10 protein-coding genes are annotated in these 14,854 nt (G+C 46.6%); 1 reads left to right on the top strand and 9 read right to left on the bottom strand.

Going from position 1 to position 14,854, the window contains the following annotated elements; all coding sequences use genetic code 11:
* Positions 1–228: 228 nt before the first annotated feature.
* The 4 genes from C0033_RS11270 to C0033_RS11255 form a co-directional block, all read right to left on the bottom strand.
* Complete coding sequence (locus C0033_RS11270) at positions 229–1,875, bottom strand: glycoside hydrolase family 43 protein (protein ID WP_103227977.1); 1,647 nt, start codon at positions 1,873–1,875, stop codon at positions 229–231.
* 27 nt (positions 1,876–1,902) lie between these two features.
* Positions 1,903–2,745, bottom strand: a complete 843-nt coding sequence (locus C0033_RS11265; RefSeq protein ID WP_103227976.1) for a carbohydrate ABC transporter permease — start codon at positions 2,743–2,745, stop codon at positions 1,903–1,905.
* Positions 2,738–3,631, bottom strand: coding sequence for a sugar ABC transporter permease (locus C0033_RS11260; RefSeq protein WP_242984479.1), 894 nt, complete (start codon positions 3,629–3,631; stop codon positions 2,738–2,740). The genes C0033_RS11265 and C0033_RS11260 overlap by 8 nt, the downstream gene beginning before the upstream one ends.
* Positions 3,632–3,743: 112 nt before the next feature.
* Positions 3,744–5,174 (bottom strand): extracellular solute-binding protein, encoded by a 1,431-nt coding sequence (locus tag C0033_RS11255; RefSeq protein WP_103227975.1) that lies wholly within the window; start codon positions 5,172–5,174, stop codon positions 3,744–3,746.
* A gap of 212 nt (positions 5,175–5,386) precedes the next feature.
* Between C0033_RS11255 and C0033_RS11250 the strand changes: the two genes are divergently transcribed.
* Complete coding sequence (locus C0033_RS11250; RefSeq protein ID WP_103227974.1) at positions 5,387–6,304, top strand: LysR family transcriptional regulator; 918 nt, start codon at positions 5,387–5,389, stop codon at positions 6,302–6,304.
* 608 nt (positions 6,305–6,912) lie between these two features.
* Here the strand turns inward: C0033_RS11250 and C0033_RS11245 are convergent.
* The 5 genes from C0033_RS11245 to C0033_RS11225 all read right to left on the bottom strand — a co-directional run bounded on the left by C0033_RS11245 (position 6,913) and on the right by C0033_RS11225 (position 14,841).
* A complete protein-coding gene (locus tag C0033_RS11245; RefSeq protein WP_103227973.1) occupies positions 6,913–8,550 on the bottom strand; it encodes an ATP-binding cassette domain-containing protein in 1,638 nt (545 codons plus the stop codon).
* A 641-nt stretch (positions 8,551–9,191) separates the two neighbouring features.
* Positions 9,192–11,720 carry an HD domain-containing phosphohydrolase gene (locus tag C0033_RS11240; RefSeq protein ID WP_103227972.1) on the bottom strand — a complete coding sequence of 843 codons (2,529 nt, stop codon included), beginning with the start codon at positions 11,718–11,720 and terminating at the stop codon, positions 9,192–9,194.
* On the bottom strand, positions 11,717–13,354 hold the full coding sequence (locus tag C0033_RS11235; protein ID WP_242984478.1) for a GH3 auxin-responsive promoter family protein: 1,638 nt from the start codon (positions 13,352–13,354) through the stop codon (positions 11,717–11,719). Before C0033_RS11235 ends, C0033_RS11240 begins: the two co-directional genes overlap by 4 nt.
* 14 nt (positions 13,355–13,368) lie before the next feature.
* On the bottom strand, positions 13,369–13,950 hold the full coding sequence (locus tag C0033_RS11230; RefSeq protein ID WP_103227970.1) for a hypothetical protein: 582 nt from the start codon (positions 13,948–13,950) through the stop codon (positions 13,369–13,371).
* 129 nt (positions 13,951–14,079) lie between these two features.
* Entirely contained in the window at positions 14,080–14,841 is a 762-nt protein-coding gene (locus C0033_RS11225; RefSeq protein ID WP_103227969.1) for an amino acid ABC transporter ATP-binding protein, read from the bottom strand.
* Between the last annotated feature and the right edge of the window lie 13 nt (positions 14,842–14,854).

Below are 14,854 nucleotides of genomic sequence, written 5' to 3'. Positions count from 1 at the left end.
AATACTCAATCGTTTCATTAAAGTAGTTTAAGTGTGTTTTAGGGAAGTGCAATTTTTTTGATTGAAAATAAGTGGAAAAAGAATAAAGACAAATCGCTCAAACCCTTGATTTTTCGGGGCTTTTCCGATTTGTCTTTATTATACTGTATGGGCGCAGCTCACCGGAATGCCAACTGCTTCTTCGTTTACTCCATCATCACTTGTAACCAAAACACTTTTCTGCGCCGTCTACTCTTCAATTATCTCATATCTAAACCAATCAAAATCCGCAAAATTATCCGATTCCTCCCCACAGGAAGAAGCATACATCCCCAGATAAGAGCCAATAAATCCATCAGCCACCACTGTACTGAGTATAGAACCATCCTCTCCCAAAGCCAGCGGCTCCATATGTCTCTCGCTACGGCCATAATAGAAGTCATAAACCCCTTCGCCACCTTCTATAAACAGATAAACTCTGCCAGCTTCCGCTTCCACAGAACGGATCAATTTTCTAACGCCGTTAACCACTTTATAACATCCAATTATAGTTTTTCCCTCTGTCATCCGCTTCAGCAGCAGCAATGAAAACCGTTCATTTTGGGTCACGATCATTCCGGCCTCTTCACCGTTTTTCCGTGGTTCAAACTCCATGGCTATAGCCGCCTGAAAATTATAATGCTGCTGGCGTCTTACCAGCATAGCCGGGGTCTGTACATCCTCGGCCGGAACGGGCAGAAGTTTCATTCTCAAATATCCCGGACGCTCTTTTAATGAATAAAAAGGCTCTTTTACAGGACGTCTCATGCACCAGATCATGTCCAGTTTATCTTCCTCAAAATTATCAACTCGGCTGTGAAGAGGCGGGCGGTAAGAGGGAAGATCCGGCTTGCGCTCTTCCAAATTTACCATTCCATTGTGATTATCCGCCAAAAGCCAGCCGTCATAGTCCCAGGCGATCGGGATGAGGAATACTTCTCTGCCCAGATTGAATTGGGCATTTTTGTTTCTGTCCGGAGTACGAATCCATTTTCTCGGCTGGAAGCACTCGTAATCCTCAATTTCGTGCTCATATGGGCGGATTCCTAAAAGGGCCATATACCATTCCCCATTCTGGGTCTGAACCAAATCCCCGTGTCCTGTGACCGCCACTCCCAGCTGGTTAATCAGGCGCAGGTTGCGGTTTGTGACCACAGGATTTCTGGGACACGGCTCGTATGGGCCGAGCAGGCTGCCGCTTCGCGCGATATTGACGCAGTGGTTGGTCTGGGTTCCTCCGCAAGCAGTCAGAAGGTAATAAACTCCGTCAATCCGATAGATGTGAGGGCCTTCCATATACTGACTCAAATCCGCATTTCCGTCATAAATAATGCGGCGTTCGCCGATGAACTGAAATGTCTCCCGGTCCAGTTCACAGAGATAGATCATCCTGTGGGCCGGATATTTGGGGTCATCGGGTATCATATTGCCGCAGTACCACATTTTTCCCTCTTCATCGAAATACAGAGAGGGGTCAATTCCGTCCGCGCCTTCAATAATTACAGCATCAGACCATTCCCCGGCAGGATCTTTGGCCGTAAGGATAAAATTATACCGGTTGGCACGCCCGTTGACATCCAAAGTATTTACAATATAAAATGTGCCCTTATCATATCGGATCGTCGCCGCCCACAGCCCCTCAGAACTGTCGCAGTCCCTGAAATCCAGCTGCTCCGGCCTGGATACCGCATTCCCGATTTGCTCCCAGTGAATCAGGTCAAGACTTTTAAACACCGGAAGTCCCGGGAAATAAGAAAATGACGACGTCACCATGTAGTAGGTATCCCCCACTCTGCATATGGATGGGTCCGGGTATCCGCCTTTAATAACGGGATTGTGGAATTTGTTGCTCTTCATAATTTCCTCCATTTGGTCGTTTAATAATTATTCCTTAACCGCGCCGGCCGTCATGCCTGCAATCAGGTATTTCTGCATTATCACGAATACGGACAGCGTCGGCACACTGGATATAATGGCCGCACACATCAGATAATTCCACTGCACCTTATATGCATCCGCCATGGTGCTGATGGCGTAGGTAATGGTTTTCTTTTCATCAGCGGACATGAGCACGGAAGCAAACATGTATTCATTCCAGTTCTGCAAAAATGCATAGATAACCGTGGCAACTACTCCGGGCAGGGCGATTGGAAGGATAATTCTGTAAAATGTATGAAATGCGCTGCTCCCATCCACCCTGGCCGCCTCGTCCAGCCCGGTCGGAATACTTTTAAAATAGCCATACATCATCCAGGTACAAAATGGAATGCTGAACGATGCATAAACCACCAGAAGCCCAATTCTCGTATTATTCAGATGAAGGGATACAAGGATTTTATAGTAAGGAATAATCTTCATCACCGCCGGGAACATCTGCGTAACCAGCAAAAAACTGAGTAAAAATGCTTTCCCCTTAAAATCATATCGTGACAGCCCGTAACCGCACAGCGCCGCGCACACAACTCCAAATACGGTTGAGCCGCCAACGGCGATCAAACTGTTTTTTATGTAAGCTGCAATGGGATAATCCTTCCATATATTCACGTAGTTTTCCAGCGTGGGCCCTGAGGGAAACAGCTTCAGCCCCTTTGAAAGCGTGATATCCGCCATGGATTTTAAAGAGGTTATCACCATCCAGGACAGTGGAAGCAGGACGCAGAGACAGCCCACGCATAAAACCAGATAACTCAATGATAAAACCGCTCTATTTTTGCCTTTTTTAGTCATCGCGCAATAACCTCCTAAACACTACTCCGATCAGGTAACAGATAACAAGGATATAAACCGACTGAGCCGATGCAAAGCCATATTTGAAATAAGAAAATGCATTTTTATAGATCTCAATTGCAGAAACCATGGTTGAACTTCCCGGCCCGCCTGAGGTCATCAGCCAGATCAATGTAAACTGCTTAAATACCCATACGGTATCCAGAATCAAAATCGTTGTGAGAATCGGCTTTAAAGCCGGAATCGTAATATAACGGAACTTCTGCCAAACATTTGCCCCGTCAATCTGGGCCGCCTCATACATGTCTGCAGAAATAGTCTGTATTCCAGCCAGCACCTGTACCATAACAAGCGGATAGCCTTTCCAGATACTGACCAGAATCACGCAGGGAAATGCGGTTGCAGATGTGCTCAGCCACCCCACCGGATTGGAAATCAGGTTAAAATGCATCAGCAGTTCATTGACGATGCCGCCCTGTGTATTCAGTATCCATTTAAAAAGATACGCAATCACCACATCAGGAAAAAGCCATGGAAGAATCAGAATTCCCCGAAACAGGGTGCGTCCTTTGATATCCAGATTGAGAATGGAAGCGAAGATAAATCCTAAGATAAAGTGTCCGCCTACTACGGATACGGTAAATACCATTGTCTTCCAGAGGCTGTGCAGAAAAGATGAATCTGTCAGCGCCTGAAGATAATAATGAAGACCTACAAATTTCCATTTGTTCACCAGGTTTGTATCAAAAAAGCTGATATAGATTCCATAAAGAATGGGGTAAACCACCAGCAGCAGTATGGTAAGCGATGCCGGGGAGATAAAGCCATATGGAATAAGCGCTGATTTTATTTTGTTTCTGCTCACGCTCTGGGTTCGGTTTTTCACTGTTTCTCCTCCTTACATAAAGGGTGAAGGCATTTCGTGAAATGCCTTCACGTTTTTACTTTAAAGGCGAAGGCATTTTCGAAAATGCCTTCACCCTTCATGTAAAAAAACACTACTTGCTATAAGATTTCGCCACGTCTTCCGCCTTAGCCGCCGCAGCCGCCACCGCATCGTCTATGGACGCGCCTTCCGCAACAACGGTCTGCCAGCACTCGCCGCAGGCATCTCTAAGTTCCGCCAGCCCTGCAAACGCCGGATAGATAACCGCGCTGTCAGATGCATCCGCAAATCCTGAATAGGCTTCGTCAGCCTCGCAGATTGCAGTAAGCGCATCTTTTACCACCGGAAGACGGCAGGTAGCCTGGTTCCATGTAACGCTGTTGTCCACGCTTGTCATATATTTCAGGAAATCAGCCGCAACCTCAGGGTTTTTACAGGTGTTGCTGATGGTCATACCTACGCTTGAAAATGAAGTTACAGGGTCTACGCCTTCGGCCGTCGGCATCGGGAAGCTCCCCATCTTGCCTTTCATATCGGGATTCGCATTGTAAATGCCTCCGAGCACATTGGATGCGCTGAAAAACATGCAGGCCTGGTCCGCCGCGATCATGGTGTAAGCTTCTGAATAACCGGTTTCAATAAATCCAGGAGGTGTCACGCCTTCATTGGCAGCCATGTTTACAAATGAAGTCATCGCATTTTTAAATTCCTCTGTTCCAAAGCCGGAAGTAAATGTGCCGTCTCCGTTGTCCGTTACAAAATCACAGCCATAGGTGAGTGCAAATGTCTGGAATCTGGATTCTGCGGAATCATTTCTGGTTCCGGCAAATGCGGCGCCGTACCGGTCTGTCTTACCGTCTCCGTCAAGATCCTCTGTCAAGGTTTTCGCTGCTTCCAGGAATTCATCCCAGGTCTTAGGAATTTCGATTCCTTTTTCTTCGAAAAGGTCTTTTCTATATACCATAGCCGTAATATTGTTCTGCCATGGCATATAAACCAGCGTTCCGTCAACCGTTGCATTATCAACTGCGGCTTCCATCAGTCCATTTAAATACTCGTCACCCAAAAGCTCCGCCATATTGTCCACGCTCATGCCCATCTCAAGGCAGTTGGCAGAATATGCTTCCGTCATGGTGAAAATGTCGGGAAGGGTGCCCGCTGTAGCCTGAGTGATCAAAGTCGTATATAAATCGTTCATGGAACATTCTACCGGGTTCAGCTTAACATTGGGATACATGGCCATATAATCATCCATAACGCCTCTTAAATATGGGCCTCCGTCTGAATCCCCCAGCGATGTTATCATCACATCCAGCGCCACATCACCTGCGCCGGCTACATCAAAGGTGCTGATGTAATTTAATTCTTTCGCCGGAGCATTGGTTTCCCCAACAGATGTTTCTGCCTGTGATGCGGCTGTTTCTGTCGGCGCTGCAGTGGAAGCTGCCGTTGTTCCACCGGTTCCTCCGCCCCCGCATCCCGTAAGTGCCGAGCCAATCGTAAGCATTGCCGCCAACGCGGCCGCCATTCCTCTTCTTCTCATAATTCATTTCCTCCTTTTGTGTTAAATGTTTAAATTCTTTGTATTTTCCCTTGTTTTTTGTATGTTTTTATTATATAAATAAGGTATATGAAAAGCAACTTAATTAAAATAAACTGTTGTTTAGTTTTTCTAAAGTTTATTGTGCACAATATCCAACTATAACAAAGGATCAGGAAATCTAAATACCATTTAATACAAAGGAGTTTTCTGTCATGGAAACTAAGATAATCGAATATATTCTGACAATCGCCAAGCACAGAAGCATTTCCAAAGCTGCCGACGAACTGTATGTAACTCAGTCGGCTTTAAACCAGCAGCTGCTGAAACTGGAAAAAGAACTTGGCGCCCCCCTCTTCATCCGCACCCGGAATCATTGGGAACTGACCGATATTGGAAAATTATATATAGAAAATGCAGAGCGCATTCTTCTGATTAAAAAACAGACCTACAATCAGATTCAGGATATGGCGCAGAAATGGAAAGGCACGATCACCATCGGCCTTACGCCGGAACGCGGAATCCAGATGTTTACCGCCATCTATCCAAAGATGCATGCCAAATATCCCAGCACCACATTTCAACCCATTGAGGCGGATGTGGAAACCCAGGTTAAGATGCTGGATACCAATGAGCTGGACATCAGTTTTCAAACCATTTACGAAAGGAAATACAAACATCTTGTTTACACGGAAATTCTCCGGGAACCATTTTATCTGTGTATCCCCAAGTCTCACCCTTTGGCCTACAAGGAAAAACTGGAACCGGATCAATATCCGGAAATCTCCCTCACGGAATTTTCCGGCAATCTGTTCACGCTCGTAAAAAAGACTTCCACCATGCGTGCGGTGATCGACAACCTCTTTGAAAAAGCCGGTTTCAAGCCAAAACTACTGTTTGAATCCACCAGCATGCGAACCATGCAACGTTTAACCGAAAACGGCCAATGCTGTTCCATCATCCCCCGCTGCTATGCCCTCCCCAGCGACTATATCTCCTATTTTTCCCTGGGCGAAATCGCCAGCTGGGAACTAACCGCCGCCTATGCCCCAAGCCACTACATAAACAATGCCGCCAAAGATTTCATCACCATGGCCACCGACTATTGGAGAGCCCATCCATATATTGAATAAACTTGTTATTTAAGGGGGTTGGCGAAAGGTACGCACAGAACCGGGAGGCGGAGCCGGAAGGAGACGAAGCGGAGGGGGAACCGGACCGGTTAAAAACAATGTTATTGCATCGGTATTTACGTAAAACTAAATTTACATGGATCGTTATACATAGCTCGTCAAAGCATTTACCGAAATGACTTCACGTTTTACATTAAATCCTCAAGGCATTTCCGAAAAAGCCTTCACCCTTGATGTAAAAATTACTCCATCCGTAAAATCTTTTTTATCCTCAGCCAGCCAAGCAACAGCCGGAAAGAAGGGAACACCCGGGCGGCCGGCAGAAATGAAAAGACATAGGGGATCGTTTGCAGACCCTTAGTGATACTTGGTCGTCAAGAGCGGAAAAAGGCAGACAAATACTGAATTCCGAATCAGTATTTGAGGCGCCACTGAACGATGAAGTCATAAAGAGTTCATCGTGAATGGCGCCACGCTGCCTTTTTCTGCTCTTGACGGCCTAGTATCACTTAGGGTCGAAACTCGAATCCCCTATGTCTTTTCATTTCTGCCGGCCGCCCGGGTGTTCCCTTCTTTCCGGCGTTTCTTTCTAAACTAAATAAAAAAGTTTAATCACAATCTTCCTGGGACTCGGAGAGGGTGAAGACTTGTCTCTTACGAGCCATCTCGTCGCTTTCCAGGTACTCGTCGTAGGTTGTAATCTTATCGATCAGCTGTCCATTGACTATTTCCATAATCCGGTTGGCGGTTGTCTGTACGATCTGGTGGTCTCTGGAGGAGAAGATCAGAACGCCCGGGAACTTCACAAGTCCGTTGTTTAAAGCCGTGATGGATTCCATGTCCAAATGGTCCGTAGGCTCATCCAGCATCAGCACGTTGGCGCCGGAAATCATCAGTTTGGAAAGCATACAGCGCACTTTCTCTCCACCGGAAAGAATACGCACTTTTTTCACTCCGTCTTCACCGGCAAACAGCATACGTCCAAGGAAACCGCGGACATAAGTCACGTCCTTTTCCGGTGAATACTGGGTCAGCCAGTCGACGATGGTGTCGTCGTTGTCGAATTCCGCTGTGTTGTCTTTTGGGAAATAGGACTGGCTTGTGGTCAGGCCCCATTTGTAGCTTCCTGAATCCGGTTCCATCTCTCCTGCAAGAATCTGGAATAAAATGGTTTTAGCGTGTTCATTTGGTCCTACCAGTGCGACCTTATCTTCTCTGTTTAAAGTGAAGGAAAGGTTATCCAAAACTTTAACGCCGTCGATTGTCTTAGTAAGGCCTTCCACAGTCAGAACCTCGTTTCCGATCTCACGGGCCGGACGGAAATCGATGTATGGGTATTTACGGCTGGACGGTTTAATGTCATCCAGTTCGATCTTTTCAAGAGCGCGCTTACGGGAAGTCGCCTGCTTGGATTTTGACGCGTTAGCGGAGAACCGCTGGATAAATTCCTGTAATTCCTTGATCTTCTCCTCTTTCTTGCGGTTCTGCTCCTTCATCTGTTTTACCATCAGCTGACTGGATTCATACCAGAAATCATAGTTTCCGGCATACAGCTGAATCTTGCCATAGTCGATGTCCGCAGTATGCGTACATACTTTATTCAGGAAATAACGGTCATGGGATACCACGATTACCGTATTTTCAAAATTGATCAAGAATTCTTCCAGCCAAGCGATCGCATCCAGATCCAAATGGTTGGTCGGCTCGTCCAAAAGCAGAATGTCCGGGTTGCCGAATAAAGCCTGTGCCAGCAATACTTTAACCTTCTGTGCGCCGGTTAATTCCTTTAAAAGGCTGTAATGGAGTTCTGTCTCGATTCCAAGTCCGTTCAGCATGTTAGCGGCGTCTGACTCCGCTTCCCATCCGTTCATCTCAGCGAATTCACTTTCCAGCTCTGCTGCTTTGATGCCGTCTTCATCGGAAAAATCTTCCTTCATGTAGATCGCATCTTTTTCTTTCATAATCTGGTACAGTCTGGCATTTCCCATAATTACGGTGTCCAGAACCTGAAATTCATCGTATTTAAAATGATCCTGCTGCAGGAAAGAAAGTCTCTGACCGGCGGAAATAACGATATCACCGGTGGTAGGCTCCAGCTGCCCGGATAAAATTTTTAAAAATGTAGACTTTCCGGCGCCGTTTGCACCGATCAGACCATAACAGTTACCTTCTGTAAATTTAATATTTACATCTTCGAATAATGCTTTTTTACCAACTCTCAGTGTGACATTATTTGCGCTAATCATATCCTATACCTTTCTATTATCTGCTTCGCTTCCATAAAATAGTTTTCATAAAAAGAAGGGTCAGTACCTGGCCCCATCTTATGCATCAATATCATTGTACAGTAAAATCTTTATTTTGCAAGTGTTTTTCAACGTCTTTGCGTATTTTTTCCTAAAAATCAGTTACTATTCACAGCCCCGGCGGTTTCTGCCGTCTGTGCCGGCTTTGGCGGTATGCAGGAACTTTCCAGTTCCGGTTTCGGGCATAATCACTTCTAAACGTGCAGGATTTTTCTAAAAACCAAGGGAAATGCCCAAACTCGCTCACGCTCAAACAGGTGGACATTTCCCTTGAACGAAAAATTCTGCGCGTTAAGAATTGCTAATGCCCTGCAAAGTCACAGGAAAGTTCCTGCATACCGCCAAAGCCGGCACAGACGGCAGAAACCGCCGGGGCTGTGAATAGTAACAAAAATCACGCCATTTTGCAAAAATCTTTGTGCACACTCATAATCGACTTCTTTTTGCAGGTGTGATATTATAATTAACGTAAACCCCCCCAATACATTATATAGTTTTTGCTACACCCCATAAGAAACGAAATACCTTCTCCTAAAAAGACCAGCTACCCCGGCTGGTCTTTTTGTTTCTCATATTTTCGGTTATTTCTGCTCCAATTCAGGCACCTTTATGGTTCCGTTCTTGATTAATTCCAAAAATACCGGCACCAGCATGGGATCAAACTGACGTCCCGACTGGCTGATCAGTTCCTGACAGGCAAAATCCACCGAATAAGCCGCTTTATAACTTCTGGCCGATGTCATCGCGTCAAATGCATCCGCAATCGCTAAGCACCTGGCGCCGATCGGCAGATCCTCGCCGGCAATTCCTCTCGGATAACCGCGTCCATCCCACCTTTCATGATGGCCCACAACGGCCGGGATCACATAATCCAGGCTGGGCAGATGGCGGATGATCGCAATGGAGTGCTCCACGTGGCTTTTCATAATATCATATTCATTGTCGTCAAGCTTGCCGGGTTTTCTTAAAATCTGTTCCGGAATGGCGATCTTACCGATGTCGTGAAGAAGAGCCGCTTCGTGGATAATGCGGGTATGCTCATCATTTAACCCGGCCGCCTTAGCAAGGGCGGTGGCATAATCGGCCACATTTTGACTGTGTTGGAACGTGTAGTGGTCTTTCGCATCGATGGCCGCTGTCAGAGCATAAACGGTTGCGGCATATTCTTCATAGTTGCTTTCCATGATATTGGACGCAGTGCCGGTATCCCCCACACTCTTTTCGCCCATCGTGTACTGGCAGATCTTATTTTTACCGCTTCTCTTGGCGTTATACACAGCCATATCCGTATTTTCCAGCAGTTCCTTTACAGTGGACGCGCAGTAAGGCGCCACGCAGATTCCGCCGCAGACGGTAACCGTTTTAAGCCTGGCTCCATCCGAATTTTTATCGATTTTAGAAATCTGGCTCCGTATATTTTCAGCCAGGTTCATGGTCTGCAAAGCGTTGTACCCGGGAAGGCAGACTGCAAATTCCTTGCCTCCGTAGCGGCAGGCCGTCCCGTTGCTTCCCACGGTGCTGCCGATAATCTGCGCAATTCTCTGAAGGGTCTTGTCCCCTTCATACGTTCCGTACAACTGGTTGAACAGTTTAAAATCATCCAGATTCAAGATAAGAAGGGCCAGGGAATCCTGTCTCTTGGCCTCATATTCCTCCTGAAGAACCTGCATAAATGATTTCCGGTTCAGAAGACCGGTCAGCTGATCCGTAGTCGCCTCCCGCTTCGCCCTGGCGTAAAGGCTGGCGTTTTTAACGGCCACAGAAGCGATGGACTGAACCGATTCCAGAAACGAAATATCGTCAAACGTGAAGTCGCTTCCCCTCTCCTTCTCTCCTAAAAGGACTATGCCAACCAGAATTCCATCGCTTTTCAGCGGTATGATACAGCTGGCCTTCAAATCGGTGATCAGCCTTTTTTCCTCTTCCCACATGGATTTATAGGTAGCGGAACGTTTAAACTCCCGGACCATCATCACAGTATCACGGTCCTTAAACCAGGTAATGCACGGATTATCCACCGAAATGGAAAATCCCTTAACATCCAGGGGAGCGGCAGACTGCACAGGCTTGAAATGGTGTCCCGTCTCATCCAGCAGGCAAACATACGCCTTTTTCACATGAATGGCCGAACAGATCACCTCCACCAGCAGAGCCAGCACTTCCCCAATATCCAGGCTGTTGGATACCGCCATGGTAAATTCCTTCAGCAAATCATTTTGTACCTGCTCCTCTTTCAAAAAAAGATTGTTAAATATCATCTGCATAATCTGATAGATCAGCATCATAAAAACAGCAAAAAAAATGGCGATGATCAGGATTGTATACTTCTCAACCTGAGGATAATAGCGAAGCAGTATATCTTCCATAGGGTTGATCAGATATGCCCCCATTACCGAACACAATAACATGGCCTCGGCCATTACCACGCCTCTGGACACCAAAAGGGTCATCCGAAACAGCCTTTTTCTGTACAGTGCGTAAAACAAAAGACAGGCATTCAAAATACCGGAAAGCGTATCCCATGGAAAATAGTTGCCCGGGATAATAGAAACCAGATTTCCCACCGCCATGATGGGAAGCCCGATCATAATCGGCATGAGGCTGCTTAGCGGAACCTCCCGCTCCTTCACCCCATATGCCGCCATTCCGATTCCGTGAATCATCATCAGAACCAGAAATACGGTGGGAATCCCAATTGTCCACGTGGTATGATAGACGAATACTGCCCGTCCGTCGGAAAGCTGTACCAGTTCCGGCACCTTCAAAAACAGCTGAAAATGAGTCAGCACCAGCATAACGACGGTTCCCACCGTCCAGATCTTTTTTGCATATCTGTCGCTGGACTCCACAAAATGATAGACAAACTGATAAGCAATCAAAGGGATCGCAAACAACGCCAGAATTGAAACTTCATACCACACCTGATATCCGGGATAAACCTGAAGGCGCATCAGCATGGAGCCGCCGGTCCAGATAAGACAGCAGGCCAAAAGCCGGATAAATGCCTGGATGACATTATTTTTCTTCGCCGAAAGCATGGCTATCATCAGAAACAGATAGCAGGCAACTGCAAGGATCGGCACCCAGATAAACGGAATATTCACATTCATTGCCTGCACCTCCATTCAGCGCCATCCGGCTGACTGTCAAATTTCATAAATTCAGAAAGCTCAAATGCCGACGGATTCAGCCGTCTCAGCTTCTTGCCCGTTCGTTTCGCATACTCATCCACAGTACCGCATTTCAATATGGTGATCTGCAGAGGTTCGATTCCCAGCATCTTTTTTAAATCCCTGTAATCCGTATCAAAATATGTAAAATACACTTCCAAATGTTCCTTTAATATTTGTTTGCTGATAGCGATATGATCCAGCTCTTTCTCATCCATTTCCACATAAAGATGGAGAAACGGACGTCTCTTGCCGTCAAATTCCTTCCTTGCAATCCAATGTTTCACGGCCAGTCCGGAAAGCTCAATCACCTCTTCAATGGAGTGTTCCGTAATCCTTGTAAAACCGGCGATATCGATCACAGTGGGCACCCGGTCCAAAAATACCAGCTGGGGCAGAGATGTGCTCTTATCCCCTCCGTTGCTGATACACCGGAACATGTCCCCGATTCTGTACCGGGCAAATGCTCCGCCCTTCAATACGCTGATCACAAGCTCATAATTATGGTCAGGAACCAGTTCGTTCATAAGCACCGTAGCCGGCTGGTACGAAGGGTCTGCCAGTTCCTTATAAAATTCGTCTTCAGGGATAAATTCGTAAAAACAGTTGTCCGGGAAAAATACCATTCCATTGCGGGTCTGAGTTTCCGTAGCCGCCATGGACACCTCGGTTCCCGCAAAGATTTCAAGAGGTTTGATTCCCCATGCGTCTCTCAGCGCTTCCTTATAAGAAGCCGTATCCGTTCCCGCGCACACAAGAGATTTCAATTTAAATAAATCCTTGGGCTTGATCTCACGCCCTTCCTTGCTGCACTGGAATTTGGCCCTCAAATAGCGGTAGATCATCTTAGGCCTCATATGAACGGCTTTTTTCAGCATGCTGCCGGAGGAATTGCTCTTAATGGAGTCCGAAAAGTTCTCAGTCACATAGTATATTACACTGCTCAGCCCAAAAAACAGGTCGATCCCCTGCTGCATTGCCAGAGAAAAACCTTTCCTGTTCCTCTCGCCAAAGGACATGCTGAGCGCTTCCTTAACAGGAGGCAGGAATTTAAAGTCCACTTCCTCTGCAAATATCACAGGAAACAGACCGGTCACATACGGAAGAGGCGCCAGTCCGAACAGCACCCGGTCGCCGTTCTGCTGCCTGGTCTTCTGGGTCTCGCCGCAGGAACCCAGCACGGTAACCGCCAGCAGATTGCTTTTAAATACATCCAGCATGGCTCTGGTATAAGGCGCCACCTTAATGGGATGTTTTCCGCCCTCCCATGTGGTCTGAAGCCAGATTACCGGTTCCCCGGGCAGCATATCCGTCTGCTTGCCCAGCAAAACGTCAGCGTAATCCCCATAGGTTGTCAAAGGAACCACTCGTCTGAAATCCTCCACCGTCTGAGGCTTTTTCCCGTTCAAAAACATCTGCCCCAGCCCGCTGGCCGTCCAGACCTTAATCTGTTCCTCCATAAGCCTGTATTGAATTCCCATATACTCGTCGATTGACAAGTCTAAAAATCCGCAGTATTCCTGCCAAATCTCCTTATACTGCTGCTTTTTAACCTTCTGTCCGTAATTTAACACGGTTCTTCCCCCCATTATTTTCTTCCGTACCTGCGGCTCAGATCTCTTTTGCACTTTTTCACACTGTCCCTGTCAGGGATCAAAAAAGGCGCTTCCTTCCGGTACTCCTCATATCCGTCAAATAATGCCGGAAAGATATAAGTATCCTGAATCCACACATATAAGAGGTTCAGCACCGTAAAACACAAACCAGCGAGAAGCATCACCGGGCGGCCAAGCGCCAGCCCTAAAAACAGGTAAAAGCCGGCCAGAAAAATCACCCCCGGATGACGGCACAGCGCATATACCCCTTCTTTGCAGATCTTCTGTTTCGAACCCTCTACATAAGCCTCCTGAAACGGAATTGCAAAAAACAACGTGTATACCAGCAAAAGCAGATTCAGCCCTGCCAGCAAATAAAAAACAGCAACAGTAAGAAAGGCAACTGAATAGTCGCTATCATAAACTGTCGCTGAAAGTTTTAAGGTCACTGAAAATAAAATAATAGAACCAACGAAAAACAGCGGTTTGAAAAATTTGCTATTAGACTTAATCTGATTCATATCATAAAGAATAAACAACGGGAAACTAATACAGCCAATGCATATCAACATCATGGCCTTTTCTCCTTCTGCGCGCTATTTCAGTAAAATTATCGGTTATTCACTACATCATTGTAGCAAATTGGAGAAATAAACACAACAGTTTTTCCCTATATATTAAATATTATTTTTTCTCAGTGTAAATTACTGCTGCAAATAACGTCCCAAAAAGCTCTTTGTCCGCTCATTATCCGATGCAAAAACCTTTTCCGGTTTTCCCTCTTCCACGATCACGCCGTCGGACATAAAGATCACCCGGTCTGAAATCTCTCTGGCAAATGCCATCTCATGCGTCACGATCACCATCGCAATGTCCAGATCCGCCAATGATTTAATCACCTTCAAGACCTCTCCGGTCAGTTCCGGGTCAAGAGCTGAAGTGGGTTCGTCGAAAAATAGTATTTTCGGATTTAACGCCAGGGCCCGGGCAATGGCTACACGCTGGCACTGGCCGCCCGACAGCTGGCATGGATAAGCATTTTCTTTATCTTCCAGGCCCATTTTTTTAAGAAGCGCCCGGGCTTCCTCATATACTTCTTCCTTTTTCCGTTTCTGCACCGCTATGGGCGCGTCCGTAATATTCTTCATCACGGAATAGTGGGGAAACAGGTTGAAATTCTGAAATACCAGCCCGTACTGGCTCTGAATCTTCTTCAGCTGGCTTTTCTTCGCATAAACGGCTTTCCCGTCCGAACCGGTCCACGCCGCCTTTTCCCCGAGATAGACGATCTCTCCGCTGTCCATCTCCTCCAACATGGTGGCGCACCGCAAAAGCGTGGATTTGCCTGAGCCGGAAGGCCCGATCACAGACACGATCTCCCCTTCCTGAACCCCCAAAGAAATGTCCCGGAGCACGCCAAGTCCGTCAAATGATTTTTTAATATGGTTCATCTGCAATAAATACATCCCTGTTCTCCCT

Origin of the sequence: Clostridium sp. chh4-2 (assembly GCF_002899675.1) — a bacterium.
In the GTDB taxonomy this organism is placed as follows: Bacteria; Bacillota; Clostridia; order Lachnospirales; family Lachnospiraceae; genus CHH4-2.
Note: the sequence above shows the minus strand (reverse complement) of the source record. Positions and strands in the feature narration are given on the sequence as shown.

Excerpts from the sequence above, each read along its gene's own strand:
- C0033_RS11225 (WP_103227969.1), bottom strand. The coding sequence starts at position 14,841 with ATGTATTTATTGCAGATGAACCATATTAAAAAATCATTTGACGGACTT.
- C0033_RS11270 (WP_103227977.1), bottom strand. The coding sequence starts at position 1,875 with ATGAAGAGCAACAAATTCCACAATCCCGTTATTAAAGGCGGATACCCG.
- C0033_RS11250 (WP_103227974.1), top strand. The coding sequence starts at position 5,387 with ATGGAAACTAAGATAATCGAATATATTCTGACAATCGCCAAGCACAGA.
- C0033_RS11255 (WP_103227975.1), bottom strand. The coding sequence starts at position 5,174 with ATGAGAAGAAGAGGAATGGCGGCCGCGTTGGCGGCAATGCTTACGATT.
- C0033_RS11240 (WP_103227972.1), bottom strand. The coding sequence starts at position 11,720 with ATGAATGTGAATATTCCGTTTATCTGGGTGCCGATCCTTGCAGTTGCC.
- C0033_RS11265 (WP_103227976.1), bottom strand. The coding sequence starts at position 2,745 with ATGACTAAAAAAGGCAAAAATAGAGCGGTTTTATCATTGAGTTATCTG.
- C0033_RS11230 (WP_103227970.1), bottom strand. The coding sequence starts at position 13,950 with ATGATGTTGATATGCATTGGCTGTATTAGTTTCCCGTTGTTTATTCTT.
- C0033_RS11245 (WP_103227973.1), bottom strand. The coding sequence starts at position 8,550 with ATGATTAGCGCAAATAATGTCACACTGAGAGTTGGTAAAAAAGCATTA.